Source organism: Streptomyces sp. NPDC093801 (assembly GCF_040701585.1).
In the GTDB taxonomy this organism is placed as follows: Bacteria; Actinomycetota; Actinomycetes; order Streptomycetales; family Streptomycetaceae; genus Streptomyces.
The window spans coordinates 55,292-76,246 of record NZ_JBFBDP010000037.1 but is presented as its reverse complement, the minus strand read 5'-3'; the positions used below and the strand labels follow the sequence as shown (position 1 = coordinate 76,246).

Genomic DNA, 20,955 nt, shown 5'->3' with positions numbered 1-20,955 from the left:
ATCCACACCAGGCCAGAAGGCCCTCACCCATTTCAAGATCCCTCAACCGAGACCTGCATCACCCGTCCACAACCTCCCTGGACAGAACACCTAGGGCCTGTCGTGCACGTTGTGCGCGGTGCCCGCGGTGTCCGGTGGGAGTGCGTGCCGGGTGCCGTCTGCGCCCTCCCGCGGGCGCCCCTACGCGGGCTCCGGCGGGAGGGCGGCCAGCCCGGTCCGGGCGGCCTCCGTCCACAGGGGGGAGTCCCACGCGGCCGCCACCCGGGCGGCTTCGCGGTAGTGGTGCCGGGCCCGGTCGGGGCGGTCCAGGAACCGGGCCAGGTCGCCCAGGGTCTGGGCGACCGGCCGGAAGACGAGGCTGAGGCTGCTCGCACCGCCCGCCAGCCCCTGCAGCGGCAGCAGCTCCTCGTACACCTCCGCGGCCGCCTCCCGGTCGCCGAAGGCGACGGCGGCCGTCCCGCGCAGCCCGGCCAGGACGGGGTGGGCGAAGTCGCGCCGCAGCGGCACGCGCTGCCCGAAGACCTCGCGGGCCTCTTCGGGACGGCCGGCGGCCAGCAGCGCGAGCGCGGTGAGGGACTCGTTGTGCGGCCCGTACTGCTCCCACACCGCGAGCAGTACGGGCAGCATCTCGGCCAGCCGGCCCTGCTGCAGCCGCATGCACCCGACGCCCAGCGCGGCCAGACCGCTGAGGTCCACCGCCCCGCGGTCCCGCAGCTCGGCCACCGCCGCCCCCAGGGCCCGTTCCGCCTCCTCGAAGCGTCCCCGGGCCATGGCGACCAGGGGATGGCGCAGCCGGGCCACCGCCAGCGCGCCCTGCAGGCCGTACGTACGGGCGATCCCGTCCGCCCGGACGAGGCAGCGCTCCATCTCCGCCGGGTCGTTGCGGGCGGCGGCGATCCGGGCGGCGATGTAGGCGCTCATCCAGGAGTACTCGGGGCTGTCCTGGGCCGCGGCCACCCCGGCGAGTTCCCGGTGCAGCTCCAGGTAGGCGGCGGGGTCGAGTTCGACGTCGACCTTGCGCAGCAGCGAGGTGAGGGTCAGGCCCCGCAGCCGGGGCTCCCCGAGGGTGCGGGCGAGGCCCACGGCCTGCCGGGCCGCGGCCACGGCGCGGGGATCGGTGTCGTCGAGGGCGTCGGCCAACTGGTCGAGGAGCAGGCAGCGCCGGTCGTCGCTCAGCCCAGGGTCCGCGAGCAGTTCCTCCAGTTCCGCGACGGCCTGCGGGTCCGACGCCGCGTACGGGCGCACCCGCCAGGGCGTCGGCTCGGTCCAGGTCGTGTACGCGGCGGTCAGCAGATCGGGACGGCCCTCCGCACGGGCCACCCGTACGGCCCGCTCCTGGGCCTCGCGCGCCGGCACCACGGCCCCCATCCGGATCCGGCAGTCCACCAGCTGCCCCAGCAGCATCACCCGTAGCAGGGCGGTGTCCTGATCGGCGAAGGCGGCCGGGTGGTCGCCCAGCAGGGCGAGGGCCGCGTCCAGCAGCGCCTCGGCGTTCTGCGGGGCGTAGCGGCGCACCGCCTGCTCGCAGGCCAGGCGGGCGTGGCGGACCGCCGGACCCGCGTCGGCGCTCACCACGGCGGCCGCCCGCAGCAGGTGGTGGGCGGTGGCGGCGACGTCGTCCGAGCCGAGGGCGATCAGCGCCCTGCCCAGACGGGAGTGCATCCGGGCCAGCCGCAGGCGTGTGAGGTCACCCTCCAGGGCGTCCCGTACGAGGGCGTGGGTGAAACGGACCGTGCCCGGACGCGGCTCGGTGAGCAGCCCGGCGGTGACGCCGGCGTCCAGGGCGTCCAGGAGCTGCTCGGCATCGCTGTCCGCGGCGCGGAGGAGGAGGGCCACGGGGGACTCGCGTCCGGCGACGGCCGCCAGCCGCAGCCCGGCCGTGACGGTCGGCGCGAGCAGCGCCAGCCGCCGCCGCAGAACCTCCTGCACCCCCTGCGGGACGCGGGCGAGCGCCTGCTCCTCGCCCTCCCCGGCCAGCAGCAGCGAACTCTCCCGCAGGTGGAAGGGATTGCCCCCGGCCCGCTCCGCCAGGGCCGCCGCCGCATGGTCGCTCATACCGGCCGCGCCGCGCCGCAGCAGTTCCTCGGCCTGCGCCGCCGACAGCCCGCCGAGCGACAGCCGTACGGGCGGGCAGGCGGCCAGCCGTGCCAGCGCACCGGTGAGATCGCCCTCACCGGTGCGGTACGAGCCCACCAGGAGCAGCGGAACGTCGCGCAGCCGCTCGGCGCAGAGCAGGAACAGCTCGACGCTCTCCGGGTCGCCGCGGTGCAGGTCGTCCAGCACGACGGCCAGCGGTCGCCGCCGCGCTGCCTCCCGCAGCCAGCCGAGCAGCGCCCGGTGCAGGCGGAACCGCCCGGCCGGGCTCCCCTCCGGCTGCCCGGAGGCGCTCGCCGCGCCCGGCGTCAGGAGCGGGGCGAGCTCGTCGGCGTACGGGCCGGGCGGGGCGGCCTCCGCCAGGCCCGGCAGCATGTCGAACCAGGCCAGGCCGGGCGGGGCGCCGTCGGTCTCCGGGCAGTGCCCGGACCCCACCAGCCACCCCTGCGGCGGGAGTTGGCGTACGACGGCTTCCAGGAGGCTCGACTTGCCGATGCCCGGCTCACCGGAGATCAGGACGACCTGCGCGCGCCCTCCCCGGGCCCGGTCGGCGGCGCTGGCCAGCGCGGCCAGTTCGCCGTCACGGCCCAGGAGCCGGCCGGCGGCGAGGACCGTCGGCGGCCCGGGGCGGCCGTCCGTACCGGAGGTCCCCTGCGCCCCCTCGCCCGGTGCGGCGGTCGCCACCGTGACCGGGGCGGGCGTTCCGGTGGCGCGGTGGAGCACGTCCAGGCGCTGGTGGAGCAGGGCCTGTTCCAGTTCCAGCAGGGCGGGACCGGGTTCGACGCCGAGCTCCTCGCCCAGGACCTGCCGGGCCTCCCGCAGCGAGGCCAGGGCGTCCCCCTGGCGGTCGCGGGCCCACAGTGCGAGGGCCAGCAGCCGCCAGCCCTCCTCGTGCAGCGGCTGCTCCCGGGTCAGCGCACCGGCGTCGTCGAGGGCCCGGGCCGCCTGCCCGCAGCCCAGCCGGGCCGCGGCGAGCCGTTCGCGGGCGGTCCGGCGGACCTCCTCCAGGCGGGTGCGCTCGCCGGCGGTCCACGGCTCGTCCGAGAACTCCGCGTACGGCCGGCCGCCCCAGGTCGCGAGGGCCCCGGCCAGCTCCTCGGCGGCGACCCGGGCGGGCAGGCCCGGCACGGAGCAGGCCGCCACGCGGTCCTCGAACACCCAGGCGTCGACCGCGTCGGGTTCCACGGCCAGGGCGTAGCCGTAGGGCGCGCTGACCAGGAGCCGGGCAGGCGTGCGCGGCGCGCGGTCCGGTTCGAGGGCGCGCCGCAGGCGCGCGATGTAGGCGTGCAGCGAGGTCTGGGCGCTGGAGGGGACGCGGGCCGGCCACAGCCGCTCGATGATCCGCTCCGTGGGCACGACCGCCCCGCGGGCGAGCAGGAGTTGGGCCAGCACCATGCGGGGGAGCCGGCCGCCCGCATCGACCGTGCGGCCGTCGCGTTCCACGCGGAACGGGCCGAGCACCTTCAAAGTGATCATGACGGGTACATCGTAGGCGGATCCGGTCGGGTCCGGGGACCGCGCACGTCGTGGACGGGGACACCGGCCGTGCGCCCGTCGGGCCTCCCGGGGGGCGACGCACCCGCCGTCGCCCCCCGGAACGCACCGCGTTCCTCATCCGCTCGGCCGGGGGCCTTCCTGCTGCCCCGGGCGGGCGGTCAGGCGGTGCAGCGGATCATGGTGAGCGGAGGGTTCGCGTCGTGGTCCGCCCAGAACTCCCGGCCGAACTCCGCCACTCCGGCCTCCGAGACGTGCAGCGGGACCCACTCGATGCCGGTGAAGCCGGCCGCCGTCAGCGTCTGCTCGTAGGTTTCCCTGGACGGCACGGTGGCCTCGAACGAGACCGGCGGGTCGAGCAGGGCGGTGAGCCGGATGCCCGCGCCGATCTCGTTGTCCTTGCCGGTGGACTCGCACAGGAACCCGTACTTCGCGAGCGACGGGCCGCCGAAGTCGAAGGCCGGGCTCTGGACGAACAGGAAGAACGATCCGCCGGCCACGAGGCTGCGCCGGATGTTGCGCATCATCCGCTCGATCTCGGCGACGTCGCTCGCGTAGTTGAACGCCTGCACGGCGATGGCGACGTCGAACGGCTCGTCGAACGCGCGCAGGGTGGCCGTGTCGGCGACCTCGTACGCGACGCCCAGCGGCTCGGCCCGTTCGAGGGCGTCGGCCGTGTCGACCATGGCGCCGGAGATGTCGAAGCCGAGCACGCGCGACGCGCCGCGGCGCTTGAGTTCACGGCTGTAGAAGCCGGTACCGCAGGCGACGTCGAGCACGGACTTTCCCGTGACGTCGCCGACCAGGGCGAGGAAGCTCGGTACCTCGGCGTAGCGAATGACGGGCAGGGTCTTGAAGCCTTCGAAAGCCTCACCGATGCCGTCGTACAACTGCCCACTCATCGTGGTGGTTCCCCCTCGATTTGTGGCGTCGGCTCTCAGGACGAGCCGCGGCCCTCGGTGGAGAGTCTCGTGTGTCGTCCACATGACTTCGAACTGGCGGAAACTACGAACCTCCCGCAGGTTTCGGCGAGATGAATCCAACAGGCGTCATGGTGCGCCCTCCGGTCAGCCGCCCGACACGGCCGCGCCGGACGGCCGCCCCACGGCCCCGGAAGGGCGCAGCACACCGGCGGGACCCGCCGAGGGCCGGGCTCCTCGCCCCGGGCGGCCGGTTGGGCCTACCATCGGCGGTGTCTGAGAGGGGAGCCGTACATGAGCACCGCGAAGGACCTGTTCGTCATCACGACGGACCCGAAGGCGGAGCGGCCCGTGGGGCAGGGCGATCTCTCGCTCGCCCTCGCGGGAGCGGAGCTGATCGACCTGATCGAGGCGGGGCTCGTCACCCTGGACGGCGACCGCATCGTCCCGGGCGGGACCGCGACGCCCACCGACCCCCTGCTGGCCGAGGCGGCGTCGGTCCTCACCCGTCACACGCCCTACGAGCGGGTCGAGGACTGGCTGTGGCGGCGGGGCCGGGACCTCGCCGCCACCTACCTGACCGCCCTGGAGGCGGAGGGGCAGCTCGTCCGTACGCGCGGCGGCCGCTCGCCGTTCGGGGCCGACCGCGTCGAACCGGCCGACACCCCCGAGCGGCGGCGCGCCCTCGACCGGCGCGAACGCGCCGAACCCGTGCTCGCCGTCCTCGCCACGGCCGTGGGCCTCGACGACCCCCGGCCGGCAACCCTCCCCGAGGCCGCCCCCGGGGACGAGGCGGTCACCACCGTCCTGGCCGTCGTCCACGACGCGGTGATGGAACTGGAGGCCGTGCGTCAGAGGCGGTCCATCGAGAAGGCGGCCTTCGCCAACGTCTGGCGCGCCTGACCCGTCCGGCGCCGCCCCCACGCCTTCCGCACGGGATCAGAACGGCTTGGTGGGGAGGTACTTGCCGTCCAGGGTGATGACGGCCCGCTCGCCGCCCTCGGGGTCGGCGACCTTCTTCACGTCGAGCCTGAAGTTGATCGCGGAGATGATGCCGTCGCCGAACTGCTCGTGGACCAGGGCCTTGAGGGTCGTGCCGTAGACCTGGAGCATCTCGTAGAAGCGGTACATCGTCGGATCGGTCGGGACCCGGTCGGGCATCGAACCGCGGACCGGGACGGTCTGGAGCAGCAGCGCCGCGTCCTCGTCCAGGCCCAGCAGCCCGGCCACGGCCCGGGCGGCCTCCTCGGGCAGCGGGTGCTGCCCGAGGACGGCGGCGGTGGTGAAGGCCACCGACAGCCCCGAGGCGTCGGCGATCTGCTGCCAGGAGAGGTCCCTACGGGTCTTGGCCTCCACGGCGGTGACCGCCAGGGCCTGACGGGCGGTCGGGTCGAACTGGGCGTGCAGCATGGTCAATGCGTCCTTTTCTGATGAGCCACCCGACGGGCAGCGGTGGGGTGGCAGCGGAACGGATGGGGGAGGGCGGGCCGGCACCTGAGTTCCCGGCGGGCCGTCGTGGGCGGGAGCGCGGAGCCCGGAGGATCAGGCGACGAGCGCGCGGTCGGCCGCGGTCAGGTCCTCGACGCGGCCGGTGGGGATGTCGTAGACCCACCCGTGCAGGGCGAGCGCCCCTTCCGCCAGGGCGCGGGAGACCGAGGGGTGGGTGGCCAGGTTCGCCAGTTGGGCGAGCACGTTCTGCCGCACCAGGGCGGGCACGTCACCGGGGGCGGTGGCGCGGGCACGGGAGGGGCCCGCGTGCCGCAGCCAGCCGGCGACCGCCGGTGCCCCGCTCAGGTCGTGGCCCTCGGCGAGGGCGGTCATCGCACCGCACCCGGAGTGGCCGCAGACCACGATCTCCTCCACGCCCAGAGAGGCGACGGCGTACTCGATGCTCGCCGCCACCCCGTCGGCCGCGGGGCCGTAGGCGGGCGCCAGGTTGCCGGCGGTGCGGACGACGAAGAGGTCACCCGGCTCGGCGCCGGTGATCAGCTCCGGCACGACACGGGCATCGGAACAGCCGATGAACAGGGTGCGCGGTGTGTGGTGCGTGGCCAGGTGCGCGAAGAGCTCCGCCTTGGCCGGGAAGACGTCCCGCTGGAAACGGGCGACGCCCTCGGCTAGGTCCTGCACGGTCACTCCCTCCGAGTGGTGGTCGGCCCCTGTGGGCCGCTGAAATCCACCATGCATGACCTGCGTCTATAGTGTCCAAGAGCTGCTGGGCCTGGAACCAATAGTTCACATCTATAGTTCTGTCATGGCCCCTCTCGAACTGCGTCACCTGCGCTATCTCCTCGCCGTGGCCGAACACGGCAACTTCACCCGCGCCGCCGAGGACCTGCACATCTCGCAGCCCACGCTCTCCCAGCAGATCAAGCAGCTGGAGCGGGCCCTGGACGTGCAGCTGCTGGACCGCACCGGCCGTAGCGTGCGGCTCACCGACGCCGGAGCCGTCTACGTCGACCACGCCCGGCGCGCGCTGCGCGACCTGGCCGCCGCCGAACGGGCCGTCCACGACCTCCAGGACCTTTCCCGGGGGCACCTGCGCCTGGGCGTCACCCCGACCTTCACGGCCTACCTGGTCGGCCCGCTCGCCGCCGAGCTCCACGCCCGGCATCCCGGCGTCGGCCTCACCCTGGCGGAGCTGACCCAGGACCGCATCGAAGCCGCCCTGCTCGCCGACGAACTCGACCTCGGCATCGCCTTCGCCGGCACCCACCCGCCCGGCATCACCGCCACCGAGCTGTTCACCGAGACCCTCACCCTCGTCACCGCCACCCCGCGGGCCCGGACGATGCCCACGCCCCTGCCGGTCCACGCCCTCGAGGACGAACGACTCGCCCTGTTCACCGGCGGCTTCGCCACCCGCGGCCACATCGAGGCCTACTTCGCCCGGCACGGGGCCCGGCCGCGCATCACGGTCGAGGCCAACTCCATCCAGGCCCTCACCGAGATCGTCCGCCGCACCGGCCTGGCCACCGTCCTGCCCGAGGCCATCGCCGACGGCCACCCCCACCTCAGCCCCGTCCCCCTCGACCCTCCCCTCCCGACCCGCACCGTCGTCCTCCTGCACCGCGAGGGCGCCTACCGCAGCGCCGCCGCGCGCGCCTTCACCGGGCTCACCCACGACCACGTCCGCACCTACGGCCCCGCGCCCGCCCCGTAGCGACGGACCGGCGCGGCGGGCGGCACGGCCACCGCACCGCGCCGTCCACCGTCCGACCCGCATCGGTCGGACGCTCTCGCGCGGACACCGCTCCCCGGCCGCGGGCCAGGACCGGGAAGGGGACCTCAGAGGGAGCCCACGACCTTGCGCGGGGTGATGCGGACGACCACGCGCGTGTTGTCGTCGGCGGCCGCGGGGTTGAAGTCGGCGTAGTCCTTGCCGGTGTACTTGCGGGAGAGCTGGTCGATCAGCTCCTGTCCGCCCTCGGTCGAGAGCTCCGCCGTGCCGCGGATCTCTGCGTAGGTGTACGGGGCGTTGTGCGGGTTGATCAGCACGGTCACGCGCGGGTCGCGGCGCAGGTTCTTCTCCTTGCGGCGTCCGACGGTGGTGGAGACGAGCAGGTCGTCGCCGTCGCGGGCGAGCCAGGTGACGGACACCTGGGGGCTGCCGTCGGGCTGGATCGTGGCGACGGAGGCGAAGACCGGGGTGTCGTCGACGATCTTCTTCAGGTCCTCGGAGAGCGCAGCCGTCACGGTCGGTTCCTTTCCTGGGAGGGCGCCGCCCTCGGGGTGAGCGACGAGAACAGCTTGCGAAGGCCGCCGGACTCCAGGCAAACCGTGAACCGCCGCCCGCGCCCCGCCCGGAGCGGCCCCGGGCTGCCGGATTGCGCCGGGGGCGGCCGGACGGGGACCCCCGGCCACCGGTCGGAGGTCGTGGGCGGGTTCACCCGATCGGTCTGACGCCTGCGGTGGGCCGCGCGTGGGCCGCGAGTGGGGCGGCGGCGGCAAGGCGTCGGCCCGGGGTCACCGGTGAGGGTGCAATCCACGGCGCCCGCGCGCGTGCGGCGGTGCCGGGGACCACCCGTTCTCTAGCGTGGTCCGGGAACGATCCCGGCAGGCCGCTGCCGGCATCCCGGTCCTACGGAGGAACCTTGACCGTCTCCCTCGTCGAGCTCACCGGCGACTACGTACTCGACCCCGCCCACACCCGGATCGGGTTCGTCGCCCGGCACGCCATGGTGACCAAGGTCCGCGGTGCCTTCCACCGGTTCGAAGGCTCCGCCCACCTGGACGGCGCCGACCCGGCCAAGTCCACCGGCCAGGTGGTCATCCGGGCCGAGAGCATCGACACCGGTGTGGAACAGCGCGACCAGCACCTGCGCACCAACGACTTCCTCGACGCCCCCGGCTTCCCCGACATCACCTTCCGCACCAGCAAGATCGAGCCGAAGTCCGACACCGACTACCGGGTCACCGGCGACCTCACCATCAAGGACACCACCAAGCCGGTCACCATCGACTTCGAGTACACCGGCAACGCCGTCGATCCCTACGGCAACCTGCGCGTCGGCCTGGAAGGCTCGGTGACCATCTCCCGGAAGGACTTCGGCATCACCTGGAACGCGGCCCTGGAAGGCGGCGGCGTCCTGGTCGGCGACAAGGTCGTCCTGGAGTTCGACATCTCCGCGATCAAGCAGGGCTAGCAGCGGGAACGTAAAGAGTTCGCCAAGGCCGCCCCGGAGTGCGTGGTAGGCGGCAGGCTCCCGCATGCCTGTCCTGCATGAATGCGAAGTCGAATGCGCGAGGGCGGGGCGCGAGTGGGATCGCTGGGGCATGTCGCAATTCCCCAGAACTGGACATTCTCCCCGAATTCCTCTGCGTGACGGAAGTCATTCCGCGTAGATCGTCATTGCCCGGCGCGAGCGAATTTGCACATAGTTGCCACTGCTATCGCCTCCCCCGGCCTGTGGGCACCGCTCCGCGGCCGAGACGGGGAACCATGCCGATCACCCAGTGGAAGGGACGTGCGCCTATGAAGACCGCGCCCCAACGGCTGCGCGCCGGTCTGGCCGCCGGAGCGGCACTCGTCCTCCTGTTGTGGGCCGCCCGGCTGCAGCCGTCCGCCCGCCCCGATGACCTCATCGGGGCCGGCGCGCACCTCGCCGGCCTCCTCGCCGGCTACGGCATCCTGGTCATGCTCTTCCTCATGGCACGCGTCCCCGCGGTCGAGCACGGCATCGGCGCCGACCGCCTCGCCCGCTGGCACGCCTTCGGCGGCCGGTGGGTGCTGCTCCTGTGCGCGGCCCACGGGCTCCTAGCCCTCCTCGTGTACGCCCTGCGCAGCGGGACCGACCTGCTCACGGCCAACGGGGACCTCCTGCGGTACCCGGCCGTGGCCGCCGCCTACGCCGGAGCCGCACTGCTGGCCTGCGTGGGCCTGGTCTCCGCCAGGGCCGTACGCCGCCGGATCCCGCACGAGGCCTGGCGCGGCATCCACCTGCTCGCCTACGCCGCCGCCGCCCTCGGCTTCGTCCACCAGCTCGCCGGCCCCGACGTCGGCACCACCTCCCTCACCACCTGGTTCTGGGCCCTGCTGCACACCGCCGTCGGCGTCCTGCTCGTCTGGTACCGGGGGTTCGTCCCGGTCCGCCAGGCACTGCGGCACGGGCTGCGCGTCGCCACCGTCGAACGCGAAGGCCCCGACGTGGTCTCCGTGACCATCCAGGGCGGCCGGCTCCGCGAGCTCCAGGCCGAGCCGGGCCAGTTCTTCCGCTGGCGCTTCATGCGGCGCGGCCTGTGGCACACCGCCCTGCCGTTCTCGCTGTCCGCGCCCGCCCAAGACGACCGCCTCCGCATCACGGTGAAGGCGCTCGGCGCGCATTCCCGCCGGGTCCGGAGGCTGCGCCCCGGCACCCGGGTGCTGGCGACCGGACCGTTCGGCGCGCTGACCCGGCGGCGGCGCACCCGCCCGAAGGTCCTGCTGATCGCCGGGGGCATCGGTATCACGCCCATGCGCGCGCTCTTCGAGGCCCTGCCCGCCGGCCCCGGCGACCTCACGCTGCTCTACCGGGCGGGCGACGCCGGCCAGCTGGTCCTGCGGGACGAGCTGGAGGCCATCGCGGCCGAGCGCCGGGCCGCCCTGCACTACCTGGTGGGACGTTCCGACGACGCCTACGATCCGCTCGCTCCGCAGGCACTGCGCTCGCTCGTGCCCGACCTGTCCGACCACGACGTCTATCTCTGCGGGCCGCCCGGAATGGCCGATGCCACGACCGCGGCGCTGATCCGGGCCGGCGTCCCCTCCGGGCGGATCCATTCCGAGTGCTTCACCTACTGAGGACCCTGATCTCGAGATGAACCAGCCGACGCACCCTCCGGCGGGACCGTGGACGGGACGGGCGGCCGATCCCCACCCCCACCTCACCGCCCGGGAACCCGTTCCCGGGCCCGGCGCCACCCTCTCCGCCGGGGCGCCGGCGAAGGGCCGCCGGACGGACGCCCGGCACCGCAGGCCCTCGCGCTCCGGCCGGCTCGCCGTCGGCCTCGCCCTGGCCAGCGTGCTGGCCGCGACGGGCATCACGCTGACCGTTCAGCCGGCCGCACCGGCCCCGGGCGGACGGCCGCACGCCCCGTCCGCCCGCTGACGGCCCGCGCCGCTCGCCGGCCGCGCCACCGCTGCGGGTCCGGCGGGGAGCGCCGCAGCCGGGGGCGGCCCGTGCCCTACCGGGCGGCGTCGAAGGTCCACACGGCGCGGTCGCCCGGGCCGACGACCAGGGTCGAGCGGCCGATGCGCTCCTCGTGGCGGTGCGGTACCGGCCGGTTGAGGGACATCTCCACCTGGCGCAGCCCGGCGCGCTCGCGCGGGACCGTCTCCAGGCGGATGGTGGTACCGCCGCCCTGGGCCACCGCTCCGGCGCCCGCGGGGAGCTCCCGCACGGTGAAGCCGCCGGCCCTGAGCAGCGGCAGCGTGTCGGCCAGGTCGTGCGCCGTGACCCCGAGGCGGACCGAGGTCACGTCCCGCATCAGGTGCTCGCGGTAGCCGTCGGACAGATAGCGCTCCCGGCCGACGTCACCCGGGTACGCGGCCGGCTCGGTGTTGCCGCGCGGGTCGGCGAAGTACTCCGGCAGGTACTCCATGCCCCACGCGCCGAACCCGTCGTACTGGCCATCGGTGAAGACGGCGTCGAACCACGGCACCGGAACCCCGTCGCCGAAGTCGCGGGTCTGGCGGAAGGTGACCGGGTTCGGCACGCCCTGGTCGCGCAGGCGGCCGATGACCGTGGCGAGGTCGCCGGACCGCTCGGCCGACAGCCCCATCCCGCCGGCGCCGAGCGTCCCGTCCGGCCCGGGCACGTCGCCGACACCGAACAGCTCCAGGTACGTCTCGCGGCCCATCAGGTACCGGCCGGTCCAGGTCTCGCCGCCCGAGCCCGTGGTGGTGCGGACCTGGAAGTCGGCGAAGTCCCTCAGGTACGCGGAGTGCTCGATGGCATCCGCGGTCTCCCGGTCGAGCACGCCGTAGGCGTGGTTGTAGAACAGCAGTTGACGGCCGGTCGGCGGGCCGTCCCCCTCTCGGGCCGATGCGACGCCCGCGGCGCCGCCGGTCATCCCGGCGAGGGTGACGGCGAGGACCAGCAGCATGTTCACCATGCGACGAAGAGACATGCGGGGGATCGTAGGCGGTGCGCGGCCCGGCCGCCGCCGATTACGCAGCGGGCGGTGGTCCGGCTCACGCCGGGTGCGTCAGCGGGCCAGGGCCTTCTCGAGCTGCTGCCTGTTCATCCGGGAGCGTCCTTCTATGCCGCGCTCGGAGGCCTCGTGCCGCAGGTCCTCCAGCGTCGCGCGCGAACGGCCGCGCGCCTGCCCTGCGCCGTGGCCGTCGGGGTGCAGGACGACCTTGGTCCATCCGTCGTCGCGGTTGTCGAAGTGTTCGTAGGCGTCCGGAGCCTCGTCGAGGCCGAGCTCGTGGGAGACGAGGAAGCCCGGCTCGGCCCTCCCGCCGGCGATGAGGTCGCGCAGGGCCCGGTTGTAGCGCTTGACCGGGGCCTGGCCGGTGCCCATCCGCTGGCCCTTGAACCAGAGCATGCCGAAGTCGATCGGGACCTTGCCCTCGGCTGCGAGCCGTCCCTGCGTCTCGGCAGCCCCGGGGTCCTCGGGGATGAAGACACCGACGACTCCCAGGCCGCCGGTGACGCGGACGGCGTCGATCAGGCCGTTCATGGTCAGGCCGGCGTCCTCCTGGCCCTGGGGGTCGTGGGCCTGGTAGCCGACGCATTCGCAGCCGTTGTCGGCGCCCAGCCCCAAGGTGGCCTCCTTGACGACCCGGCCCGGATCCTGCTCGGCGGTGTTGATCGCGACGGCGCCGATCTGCTCGGCCAGGCGCAGCCGGTCGGCCTGGTGGTCGGCGACCCACACCCGCCCGGCGCCCCTGAGGATCGCGGAGTACGCGGCCATCAGGCCGACCGGCCCGGCCCCGTACACGAGCGTCTGGTCCCCGGGCTTCACGCCCGCCATCTCGGTGGCGTGGTACCCGGTGGGGAAGATGTCCGCCAGCATCACGTAGTCGAGCTGGCGCTCGGCGGCGTCCTCGCCCAGGCGCAGGGCGTTGAAGTCGCCGTACGGTACGCGCAGCAGCTCGGCCTGGCCGCCCTGGTAGGGGCCCATCTCCGCGAAGCCGTAGGCGGCGCCGGCCATGTCGGCCTCGGGCTGCATGGTCAGGCAGTAGTTGGTCAGGCCCTGCTCGCACTGCTTGCAGAAGCCGCAGGCGATGTTGAACGGCATGACCACCCAGTCGCCCACCCGGACCTTGGTGACGGCCTTCCCGACCTCGACGACCCGGCCGAGGTTCTCGTGCCCCATGGCCCGTCCGGTCTCGAAGGAGGTCCTGCCCTCGTACATGTGCAGGTCGGACCCGCAGATGTTGGTGGTCGTGATCTGCACGAGGATGTCGCAGGGGTGCTCGATGCGCGCATCGGGGACGTCCTTGACCGCCACCGTGCGGGGCCCTTCGTACACTGCCGCTTTCATGATCGTTCCTTACCCTGCCGACACGGCGCGCGGTGGCGCGCGGCGCCGGCGCTCGACGGACGGGCGTTCGGCGGACCGGTGCCGCGGTCGGGCCTGAAGGGTGCTCCGGCTTCACGCCCGCGGCCCCGGTGCCCCGGACCCCTGGCTGGACGGCGCCTGCCCGGAGGGCCCGGACGGAAACGCCTGCGGCGGGATGCGCGACGGGTGGGGGCCGGTGCCCGGTCAGCGGTCGGCACGGTGTCGGCCGCCGTGGTGCTCACCAGTTGCTAGGAGGACGAGTGCGGCTCCGACGGGGAGCAGGAAGAGCAGAAGGAAGGTCATGCGCCGCTCGTGCCCGGCCCGAGGCTGCCGACACCCACTCGGACGGGTGGGCAGGCCCCAGGGGTTGACGGCCGTGGCTCCCCGGGGCGGGGACGTGACCGGACGGCCGGCGCGCAGCGGCCCTGGCATCCGCCCCTAGGATGGTGAGGGTGACGGCAACATCTACTGACATCGCGAAGGCAGCCGACGTGCTGCGTGCAGGCGGCCTCGTGGCCCTCCCGACGGAGACCGTCTACGGACTGGCCGCCAACGCCGAGGACCCCGTAGCCGTCTCGCGCATCTTCCAGGCCAAGGGGCGCCCGCCCTCCCACCCGCTGATCGTCCACCTCGCCTCCGCGGAGCACCTGGACGCATGGGTGGAGGAGGTGCCCCCGGCAGCCCGCCTGCTGGCCGATCACTTCTGGCCGGGGCCCCTCACGCTCGTCCTGCGGCGGGGGCCGCGCGTGCCGCTGGAAGCGACCGGGGGCCTCGAGACGGTCGCCGTGCGCGTGCCCGACCACCCCGTCGCGATCGAACTGCTCCGCGCCTTCGGCGGCGGGGTCACGGCCCCGTCCGCGAACCGCTTCGGCTCCGTCAGCCCGACCACCGCGGACGACGTCCTCGCCGAGCTCGGCGAGGCCGTCGACTTCGTGCTGGACGGCGGCCCCTGCGAGGTCGGCGTCGAGTCCACCATCGTCGACGCCACCGCGGACACCCCGACGATCCTGCGCCCCGGCGGGGTGACCCGCGAGGACCTCGAAGCCGTGCTGGGACACCCGCTCGCGGTCCCCTCCACCAGCGGCGTCCGGGTGCCCGGCCAGCACCCGTCCCACTACGCGCCGCGTGCGCGCGTCGTCCTCGTCGAGCCGGAGGAGGTCGTCGCCGAATCGGCGGCGGCGCAGGAGCAGGGGCACCGGGTGGGCGTCTTCCTCCCGCCGTCCTTCGCCGGCGACCCGGTGAAGGCGCACGCCGTGGTCGCCCTCCCCGTCTCCCTGGCCGCCTACGCGCGCGGGCTCTACGGATACCTGCGCGAGCTCGACCAGCAGGGCTGTGACCTCATCGTCGCGTCCCTGCCGCCGCAGGAGGGGCTCGGACTGGCGATCGCCAACCGCCTCCGCCGCGCCGCGGGGCCCCGTTCCACCGTCTGACCGTGCCGGCCGGCCGGACGCCCGGTCATTCGCGGTCGCGCCGCGCCGGGCCGCCGTCGGCCGCAGCCGCCCCGGGCGTCGGCCGTCCGTGGACCGTGAGGACGTCGTCGGCCCCGGTCATGCGCATCAGGCGGGCGACGGGGTTGCTGAGAGCGGTCAGTACGACGGACTTCCCGCCTTCCTGAGCCAGCCGGTGCAGGTCCAGGAGGATGTGCAGCCCCGAGCTGTCGCAGAAGCTGACGGCGGACAGGTCGACGTCGAGGCCGTCGCGACTGGCGGCCAGGCCCGCGGCGAGGTCCTTGTGCAGGCCGTCGACGTCGTCCATGTCGATTTCGCCGCGCACGTGGGCCAGTACCCGGTACGGGCCGGGTTCGAAGACCACGGTGACGACGGACGAGCGCAGGGTGCTGCTGAGGTCTGCCGCCGCGGGGGGCGGGCAGTCGGGGTGGGAGGTCATGGGCCTTGCTCCCTTCACAGCCCCGAGACATGGGGAAGAAAGCCGGGCAGGGGTGTGGGCGGGTCAGCCGCCCGGGCCGCGATCACGGTGGTCGTCGTCCGGGGAAGCGGGGCCTTTCGCCCCGGCCGGAGGGCCGAGGGCGATCAGGCGCAGGAGGTTGCCGATCTCCAGGTTTCCCTCTGCCGGATGGCGGAAGAGGGTCCCGGGCGTGACCTCGTAGTGGTTGCGGCGGCCGTGGCGGACGCGGGTCAGGTATCCGGCGTGCTCCAGGTCACCGACGATGGCCTGGGCCGCCCGTTCCGTGAGCCGGCAGCTCTCGGCGAGGTCCCGCAACCGGACCTCGGGATTGCGGAGGACCATGGCCAGGATCCGGGCGTGCTGCGTGACGAACGTCCAGCTGGTCCGAGGCTCTGCCGACTCCATGTCCGAAATCATACGATTTGCGGTTCAGGTTTCGCCAGACCGGAAAACGAAATCCTCCGGAGGCCGACGGACCCTCGAAGCCCACGTGGACGTGGCCGTGCGCCCCGGGCAGATCCGGACGTCCTCCCGGGCGGGCGGTATCGCGAGCGCACGGACCCGCTCGCGGGCCGGCTCCGCCAACGGACGCCCGTCCGGGCCGAGGTGGCGGAAGCCGCGGTCGTGGCGCGCCCTGCGCCGGCCCGCCCACACGCACCCGGCCGACCCGGTCCCGGCGCCGCCCGGGCGGCTCGCGCTCGCCGGGCGCGCGGCGTAGCGTCGTACGGGTGCAGCCGCGCGGGCCCGGCCGGCGCCCGGCGTCGTGTGATGGAGGGTGTCGGATCGTGGAGCGGTTGTCGTTCGCCAGTGAGAGCCTGAGCGAGACGGAGGCCTTCCTCTCCTCCGCCTACACGCCGATGCGCATCGGCGGCCGCCCCGAGCGGACCGGAACGCGGGTCGAGCGGCGTGCGGCCGAGGGACTGGTCGTCGACGAACTCGCCTTCGACTACACGATGGCCTACGACGCCGGCTGCCTGGAGCGGATCTGCCTGCTGACGATCCATGAGGGCACGGTCGTCGACACCACCGGTGGCAAGGAGGAGGTCCACGGCCCCGGAGAGACCTTCCTGATCTCCCAGCCGGACCGGCCGTACACGGGCGAAGTGCGGTCCGCCTCCTACACGATCACCATGTTCGACCCCGACGTCCTCACCAGCGTGGCCGACGGCCCCGGCCCCGGCCCCGTGCGCCTGACCGGGCAGCGCGCGCACAGCCCCGACGGCGACCGGCTCCTGGCGCGGACCGTCGCCTACCTCCGCGACGACGTCATGGCCACGACCGCGGCCGAACAGCCGCTCGTCGTCGCCACCGCCGTCCGCCTCCTGGCCGCGGCGGCCCTCGCCTCCTTCCCCCACACCGGCCTCGAAAGCGGCCCCACCCGTGCCGACGGGCGCGGGGCCGGCAGTGACACGCTGCGCCGCGCGATCGATTTCATCGAGGCCAACGCCCACCGCGACATCGGCCTCGCCGAGATCGCCGCCTCGGTCCCCGTCACCCCCCGGGCCGTCCAGTACGCCTTCAGCCGGCACGCCCGCACCACGCCCCTCGCCCACCTCCGGCGGGTCCGCCTCGCCCGCGCCCACGCCGAGTTGGAGACCGCCGACCCCACCACCGCCTCGGTCACCGCGATCGCCGCGAAATGGGGCTTCGGGAACTTCGGCCGGTTCGCCGGGGCGCACCGCGCCGCCTACGGCGTCAGCCCGGGAGCCCTGCTCCGCGGTCGCCGGTGACGGGGCCGCGGCCGCTCGGGCGACGGCGGTCCTCCTCGCTCCACGTCCGCCTGTCCCGGGGCTGCGCGTAGGGCTCCCCGTGCGGGGGGAGCCCGCCGGCGACGGCCCGTCGGCGCGTCATCCCGGCGTCGGACTCCAGGCCCCCACCGGCCCGCAACCTCACGGAGGCCCGCGCCGCTCGGGGAACCCGGTGTGACGCCACGTGTGCGTACGGCCGCACAGGGCACACGGGGTTCATGACCGTACCCAAGACAAGCGTTCTCGTACTGGACTGCGCGGAGCCCGAAGAGCTGGCCCGCTTCTACGGCTGCCTGTTGGGCGCCAGGGTCGGGCCGGCCGAGGGCGACGCCGACCTCCTCCTCGTCTCGGGCCCCTCGGGCACGGTGCTCGGCATACGCCGCGACCCCGACCGCATCACGCCCAGCTGGCCGGTCCCCGACGGCCCCGAACAGCCTCACCTGCGGATCCTGGTCACGCCGGAGACGCTCGACGAGGCGGAGCGCGAAGCCGTGGCCCTGGGAGCGCGGCCGGTGGCGGCGGAAGGGGACGGCTCCCGGCCCGGCGGCCGGACCACGCAGCGCCGCTACGCCGACCCGGCGGGCCACGCCTTCGTCCTGGCCGCCGCCCGCGCCCTGACCCCCTGAACCGCCCGGAGAACGCCGCGGGCCGCACTCCGTTCCGGGGGGACGGAAAACGGAGCGCGGCCACGGGTGCCGGGTGGCGCCACACCGCTCGGAGGGGCACACGCCGACACCCCGCGTGTGTCCCGTCCCCGCGTTCCCAAACACCCGCCGTGCCCGCGGATTCGAAACCGCGGGCCGGCACCCCGGCCCCGGCCCCGGGCCGCCCGGCCCGGGTACCGGCCAGGGTCCGGCACGGGTTCGACGGACCCCGGCCCGGGGGATCGTGGGCGGCGGGATGCCGGCCGGCATCCGCGGCGCGCAGGCCCGGCAGGCGACGGGGATCCGCCGTCACCACCGCACCGCGCCGCCGCGCGGGGACGCGACACCGGGAAGAGACGGGACGGGCATGGAACCGATCACCACGGCGATGGTGGGCCGCGAGGAGGAACGGGCCGAGCTCGCGGCGTTCGTGACGTCGGCCACCGGGCAGGCACTCGTCCTGCGGGGAGAGGCGGGGGCCGGCAAGAGCACGCTGCTGGGCCACGCCGCCGCGCTGGCCGAGCAGGAGGGCCACGCCGTCCTCCGGGCCGCCGGCGCCGAGGCGGAGTCCGCGCTGCCCTACGCCGGGCTGCACCAGTTCCTCCATCCGCTCCTCGCCGACGCCGCGGGCCCGGACGACGCGAGCCGGACGGTCTGGGACACGGTGTTCGACGGAAGCCGCGGCGAGCCGCCGTCGGTCATGGCCCTCGGCATCGCCGTCCTCGGCCTGCTGGCGCCCGGCCGAGCCCAACGCCCGCCGCTCCTGGTGGTCCTCGACGACGGACAGTGGCTGGACGACGCCAGCACCGACGTCCTCGCCTTCGTGGGCCGCCGCCTGGCCGGCAGCCCGGTCAAGCTGCTGGTCGCCGTCCGCGCCGACACCTCGTCGCGGTGGGACACCGCCGCACTGCCCGAACTGCCGGTCCCCGCACTGCCCGACGAGGACGCGGCCCGCCTGCTGGACCACCGGTACCCGGAGCTGGGCCGGCACCTGCGCCGAGTCGTCCTCGCCCGGGCCCGGGGCAACCCGCTGGCCCTGACGGAGCTGCCCGCCGAGCTCACCGGCCGGTCGGGCGGCCTCCCGCCCGACGACCCCGCCGGGCTGCACGGCGTGCCGCTGTCCCCGCGGCTGCAAAGGCTGTTCGGAGCCCGTATCGCAGCCCTCGACGAGCGCGTGCGGGCCGAGCTGCTGATGGGCGCGCTCGACGGCGCCGGGACCCCGGGCAGCGCCGATGCCGGCCCCGGCACACCGCCGGTCATGCGTGACGTCGACGCGGCCGTGACCGCCGGACTGCTGGAGGTCGGGCCGGCCACCGGCGACTTCGTCTTCCGCCACCCGCTCGTGGGGTCCGCCGTCGTGGGGATGGCCACCCCGAGCCAGCGCCGCACCGCCCACCTGGCGCTGGCGCAGGTCCACCGGGAGAACCTCGAACGCCGGGCGGCGCACCTGGCGGCGGCCACGGTCGACCCCGACGAGGAGGTCGCCGGCATCCTGGAGGCGGCGGCCGGGTCAGCGACCCGCCGCGGCGGCGCGCTGACGGCCGTGACCTGGCTGACCCGGGCCGCCGCGCTCAGCGAGAGCCCCGGCGACCGGTCACGACGGCTGGCCGACGCGTCCTTCGTCGCCGGCCACGCCGCCCGCCCGGGCCGGGCGCACCGGCTGGTACGGGCGGACCTCGCACCCGGTTCGACGCGGGCCCCGGCCGCCGTGCTGGCGGCCGCCTACCGGGCGCTCTACCAGGACGGGGACGTCCGCTCCACACACCGGCAGGTCGCGGCCGCGATCGAGGGGATCCGGGACGCCGCCCCGGCAGCCGGCGGCGCCGAAACAGACGAGGTGCTCGACCGGCTGGTGATCCTCCTGCTGGCGATCAGCCAGTACAGCGGGGACCGAACGGTCTGGGAGAGCACGCACGCACTCCTCGCCTCCCTGGGCGGCCTCGTCACCCAACGGGCGCGCCTCTACAGCGCCACCTGGAGCGACGTGACCAGGCACGGAGCCGACTGGGCCGGGCCGCTGCGGCGCGCCGTCGCCCAGCTGCCGGACCTGGAACCCTGGGAGGCCACCCGGCTGGGCGTGGCCGCCTACCACCTCGACGTCCTCGACACCTGCCGCCCCCACCTGCAGCGCGTCGTGGACCACGAGGTGGAGACCGGGGCCGTGGCCGCCGGCATGGTCATGCTGCACCTGGTCATGCTCGACCAGACGGCGGCGGGCGAATGGGACGCGGCGGAGGCCACCGGCCGGCGCGGCCTGGACCTGGCGGTCGAGCACGGCCACCACCTGTTCGCGGCCCAGAGCCGCGCCTACCTCGCCCAGCTGGCCGCCCTGCGCGGACGCGCGGAGCATGCGCGCGACCTGTGCGCCGAGGTGGAGGCCTGGGCCCGTCCCCGAGGCCTGGGGTTCCTGACCCAGATCGCCGACTCCGCCGCGGCGACCGCCGCGCTGGACCGCGGCGACCACGAGACCGCCTACCTCCACACCACCGCCATCACAGGGCCCGGCACGTTCCGGCCGTACGCGCACCAGGCCCCGCGCACCCTCCTCGACCTCGTCGAGGCGGCCCGGCACACCGGGCGCGCCGAGCAGGCCAGGGCGCACGCCCTGGCCGCCCGAGACGCCGGACTGGCGGCCGTCTCGCCCCGCCAGGCGCTGATCACCCACGGCGCGCTGGCGATGACCGCGGCGGACGAGCGGGAGGCCGCGGCGATGTTCGCCCGGGCCGCATCCCCACCGGACGCCGCCCGCTTCCCGTTCGAGCTGGCCCGGATCCGCCTCGCGCACGGCATCCGGCTGCGCCACGTCCAGGGCCGGGACGCGGCACGGCCCCATCTGGCGGCGGCGGCCGCGGCGTTCGAGCGGCTGGGTGCCACCGGCTGGGCCGACAGGGCCCGTGCCGCCCTGCGCGCGACCGGGGTGGCGCCCCGCTCCCCGGCGTCACACCCGGACTCGCTGACCTGGCAGGAACGCCGCATCGCCGACCTGGCCGCGAGCGGACTGACGAACAAGGAGATCGGCCGGAAGATGCACCTGTCGCCGCGCACGGTCGGCTCCCACCTGTACCGCACGTTCCCCAAGCTGGGCATCACGACCCGCGCGGCACTGCGCGACGCCCTGACCCGGAGCGAGGCGGTCCCCCGGGCCTGATCCCCACGCCCGGT

Annotated in this window: 19 protein-coding genes and 1 pseudogene; 9 read left to right on the top strand and 11 right to left on the bottom strand. The window is 74.8% G+C overall.

Features of this window, described 5'->3' with window-relative positions:
- Nucleotides 1–180 precede the first annotated feature (180 nt).
- Both AB0469_RS33610 and AB0469_RS33605 read right to left on the bottom strand, forming a co-directional pair.
- Nucleotides 181–3,570 carry a BTAD domain-containing putative transcriptional regulator gene (locus AB0469_RS33610; protein ID WP_366455268.1) on the bottom strand — a complete coding sequence of 1,130 codons (3,390 nt, stop codon included), beginning with the start codon at nucleotides 3,568–3,570 and terminating at the stop codon, nucleotides 181–183.
- A gap of 179 nt (nucleotides 3,571–3,749) precedes the next feature.
- Complete coding sequence (locus tag AB0469_RS33605; RefSeq protein ID WP_366455267.1) at nucleotides 3,750–4,490, bottom strand: methyltransferase domain-containing protein; 741 nt, start codon at nucleotides 4,488–4,490, stop codon at nucleotides 3,750–3,752.
- 312 nt (nucleotides 4,491–4,802) lie between these two features.
- Here AB0469_RS33605 and AB0469_RS33600 point away from each other — a divergent pair, with 312 nt between their 5' ends.
- Nucleotides 4,803–5,411 (top strand): GPP34 family phosphoprotein, encoded by a 609-nt coding sequence (locus tag AB0469_RS33600; RefSeq protein ID WP_366455266.1) that lies wholly within the window; start codon nucleotides 4,803–4,805, stop codon nucleotides 5,409–5,411.
- Nucleotides 5,412–5,447: 36 nt separating this feature from the next.
- Here the strand turns inward: AB0469_RS33600 and cynS are convergent, their stop codons facing one another.
- Nucleotides 5,448–5,918, bottom strand: a complete 471-nt coding sequence (gene cynS / locus AB0469_RS33595; RefSeq protein WP_366455265.1) for a cyanase — start codon at nucleotides 5,916–5,918, stop codon at nucleotides 5,448–5,450.
- 132 nt (nucleotides 5,919–6,050) lie between these two features.
- Nucleotides 6,051–6,638: a carbonic anhydrase gene (locus AB0469_RS33590; RefSeq protein ID WP_366455264.1), complete on the bottom strand. Its 588-nt coding sequence runs from the start codon at nucleotides 6,636–6,638 to the stop codon at nucleotides 6,051–6,053.
- Between the two features lie 124 nt (nucleotides 6,639–6,762).
- Between AB0469_RS33590 and cynR the strand changes: the two genes are divergently transcribed.
- A complete protein-coding gene (cynR, locus tag AB0469_RS33585) occupies nucleotides 6,763–7,671 on the top strand; it encodes a transcriptional regulator CynR (RefSeq protein ID WP_366455263.1) in 909 nt (302 codons plus the stop codon).
- A 125-nt stretch (nucleotides 7,672–7,796) separates the two neighbouring features.
- On the opposite strand, the gene AB0469_RS33580 is transcribed toward cynR, so the two are convergent.
- The gene (locus AB0469_RS33580) at nucleotides 7,797–8,204 is read right to left on the bottom strand and encodes a PPOX class F420-dependent oxidoreductase (protein ID WP_366455262.1); all 408 of its coding nucleotides are present in this window, start codon (nucleotides 8,202–8,204) and stop codon (nucleotides 7,797–7,799) included.
- Nucleotides 8,205–8,602: 398 nt separating this feature from the next.
- On the opposite strand from AB0469_RS33580, the gene AB0469_RS33575 reads away from it, so the two are divergent.
- The 3 genes from AB0469_RS33575 to AB0469_RS33565 all read left to right on the top strand — a co-directional run bounded on the left by AB0469_RS33575 (nucleotide 8,603) and on the right by AB0469_RS33565 (nucleotide 11,095).
- Nucleotides 8,603–9,154, top strand: coding sequence for a YceI family protein (locus AB0469_RS33575; RefSeq protein ID WP_366455261.1), 552 nt, complete (start codon nucleotides 8,603–8,605; stop codon nucleotides 9,152–9,154).
- A 329-nt stretch (nucleotides 9,155–9,483) separates the two neighbouring features.
- On the top strand, nucleotides 9,484–10,788 hold the full coding sequence (locus AB0469_RS33570) for a ferredoxin reductase family protein (protein ID WP_366455259.1): 1,305 nt from the start codon (nucleotides 9,484–9,486) through the stop codon (nucleotides 10,786–10,788).
- Nucleotides 10,789–10,804: 16 nt separating this feature from the next.
- Nucleotides 10,805–11,095, top strand: a complete 291-nt coding sequence (locus AB0469_RS33565; protein WP_366455258.1) for a hypothetical protein — start codon at nucleotides 10,805–10,807, stop codon at nucleotides 11,093–11,095.
- 76 nt (nucleotides 11,096–11,171) lie between these two features.
- On the opposite strand, the gene AB0469_RS33560 is transcribed toward AB0469_RS33565, so the two are convergent.
- Nucleotides 11,172–12,092 (bottom strand): DUF5829 family protein, encoded by a 921-nt coding sequence (locus tag AB0469_RS33560; protein WP_366455272.1) that lies wholly within the window; start codon nucleotides 12,090–12,092, stop codon nucleotides 11,172–11,174.
- A 102-nt stretch (nucleotides 12,093–12,194) separates the two neighbouring features.
- Entirely contained in the window at nucleotides 12,195–13,478 is a 1,284-nt protein-coding gene (locus AB0469_RS33555; RefSeq protein WP_366455256.1) for an alcohol dehydrogenase catalytic domain-containing protein, read from the bottom strand.
- Between the two features lie 461 nt (nucleotides 13,479–13,939).
- Here AB0469_RS33555 and AB0469_RS33550 point away from each other — a divergent pair, with 461 nt between their 5' ends.
- On the top strand, nucleotides 13,940–14,926 hold the full coding sequence (locus AB0469_RS33550; protein ID WP_366455254.1) for an L-threonylcarbamoyladenylate synthase: 987 nt from the start codon (nucleotides 13,940–13,942) through the stop codon (nucleotides 14,924–14,926).
- A 25-nt stretch (nucleotides 14,927–14,951) separates the two neighbouring features.
- On the opposite strand, the gene AB0469_RS33545 is transcribed toward AB0469_RS33550, so the two are convergent.
- The 3 genes from AB0469_RS33545 to AB0469_RS33535 form a co-directional block, all read right to left on the bottom strand.
- Entirely contained in the window at nucleotides 14,952–15,383 is a 432-nt protein-coding gene (locus AB0469_RS33545) for an STAS domain-containing protein (RefSeq protein ID WP_366455253.1), read from the bottom strand.
- Between the two features lie 63 nt (nucleotides 15,384–15,446).
- Nucleotides 15,447–15,806, bottom strand: coding sequence for a helix-turn-helix domain-containing protein (locus AB0469_RS33540; RefSeq protein WP_366455252.1), 360 nt, complete (start codon nucleotides 15,804–15,806; stop codon nucleotides 15,447–15,449).
- Between the two features lie 24 nt (nucleotides 15,807–15,830).
- Nucleotides 15,831–16,055, bottom strand: a complete 225-nt coding sequence (locus AB0469_RS33535; RefSeq protein WP_366455250.1) for a hypothetical protein — start codon at nucleotides 16,053–16,055, stop codon at nucleotides 15,831–15,833.
- Nucleotides 16,056–16,186: 131 nt separating this feature from the next.
- Here AB0469_RS33535 and AB0469_RS33530 point away from each other — a divergent pair, with 131 nt between their 5' ends.
- A complete protein-coding gene (locus AB0469_RS33530; protein WP_366455249.1) occupies nucleotides 16,187–17,131 on the top strand; it encodes a helix-turn-helix domain-containing protein in 945 nt (314 codons plus the stop codon).
- On the opposite strand, the pseudogene AB0469_RS33525 reads toward AB0469_RS33530, so the two are convergent.
- Nucleotides 17,097–17,273: pseudogene (locus AB0469_RS33525) on the bottom strand (YihY/virulence factor BrkB family protein); the annotation flags it as partial. The gene AB0469_RS33530 and the pseudogene AB0469_RS33525 overlap by 35 nt on opposite strands.
- Before the next feature lie 94 nt (nucleotides 17,274–17,367).
- On the opposite strand from AB0469_RS33525, the gene AB0469_RS33520 reads away from it, so the two are divergent.
- Both AB0469_RS33520 and AB0469_RS33515 read left to right on the top strand, forming a co-directional pair.
- A complete protein-coding gene (locus tag AB0469_RS33520; protein ID WP_366455247.1) occupies nucleotides 17,368–17,775 on the top strand; it encodes a VOC family protein in 408 nt (135 codons plus the stop codon).
- Between the two features lie 385 nt (nucleotides 17,776–18,160).
- Nucleotides 18,161–20,941: a LuxR family transcriptional regulator gene (locus tag AB0469_RS33515; protein ID WP_366455246.1), complete on the top strand. Its 2,781-nt coding sequence runs from the start codon at nucleotides 18,161–18,163 to the stop codon at nucleotides 20,939–20,941.
- Nucleotides 20,942–20,955: the final 14 nt, after the last annotated feature.

Coding starts and splice junctions, on each gene's coding strand:
- AB0469_RS33610 (WP_366455268.1), bottom strand. CDS start 3,570: ATGATCACTTTGAAGGTGCTCGGCCCGTTCCGCGTGGAACGCGACGGC.
- AB0469_RS33605 (WP_366455267.1), bottom strand. CDS start 4,490: ATGAGTGGGCAGTTGTACGACGGCATCGGTGAGGCTTTCGAAGGCTTC.
- AB0469_RS33600 (WP_366455266.1), top strand. CDS start 4,803: ATGAGCACCGCGAAGGACCTGTTCGTCATCACGACGGACCCGAAGGCG.
- cynS (WP_366455265.1), bottom strand. CDS start 5,918: ATGCTGCACGCCCAGTTCGACCCGACCGCCCGTCAGGCCCTGGCGGTC.
- cynR (WP_366455263.1), top strand. CDS start 6,763: ATGGCCCCTCTCGAACTGCGTCACCTGCGCTATCTCCTCGCCGTGGCC.
- AB0469_RS33570 (WP_366455259.1), top strand. CDS start 9,484: ATGAAGACCGCGCCCCAACGGCTGCGCGCCGGTCTGGCCGCCGGAGCG.
- AB0469_RS33565 (WP_366455258.1), top strand. CDS start 10,805: ATGAACCAGCCGACGCACCCTCCGGCGGGACCGTGGACGGGACGGGCG.
- AB0469_RS33560 (WP_366455272.1), bottom strand. CDS start 12,092: ATGCTGCTGGTCCTCGCCGTCACCCTCGCCGGGATGACCGGCGGCGCC.
- AB0469_RS33555 (WP_366455256.1), bottom strand. CDS start 13,478: ATGAAAGCGGCAGTGTACGAAGGGCCCCGCACGGTGGCGGTCAAGGAC.
- AB0469_RS33550 (WP_366455254.1), top strand. CDS start 13,940: ATGGTGAGGGTGACGGCAACATCTACTGACATCGCGAAGGCAGCCGAC.
- AB0469_RS33545 (WP_366455253.1), bottom strand. CDS start 15,383: ATGACCTCCCACCCCGACTGCCCGCCCCCCGCGGCGGCAGACCTCAGC.
- AB0469_RS33540 (WP_366455252.1), bottom strand. CDS start 15,806: ATGGAGTCGGCAGAGCCTCGGACCAGCTGGACGTTCGTCACGCAGCAC.
- AB0469_RS33520 (WP_366455247.1), top strand. CDS start 17,368: ATGACCGTACCCAAGACAAGCGTTCTCGTACTGGACTGCGCGGAGCCC.
- AB0469_RS33515 (WP_366455246.1), top strand. CDS start 18,161: ATGGAACCGATCACCACGGCGATGGTGGGCCGCGAGGAGGAACGGGCC.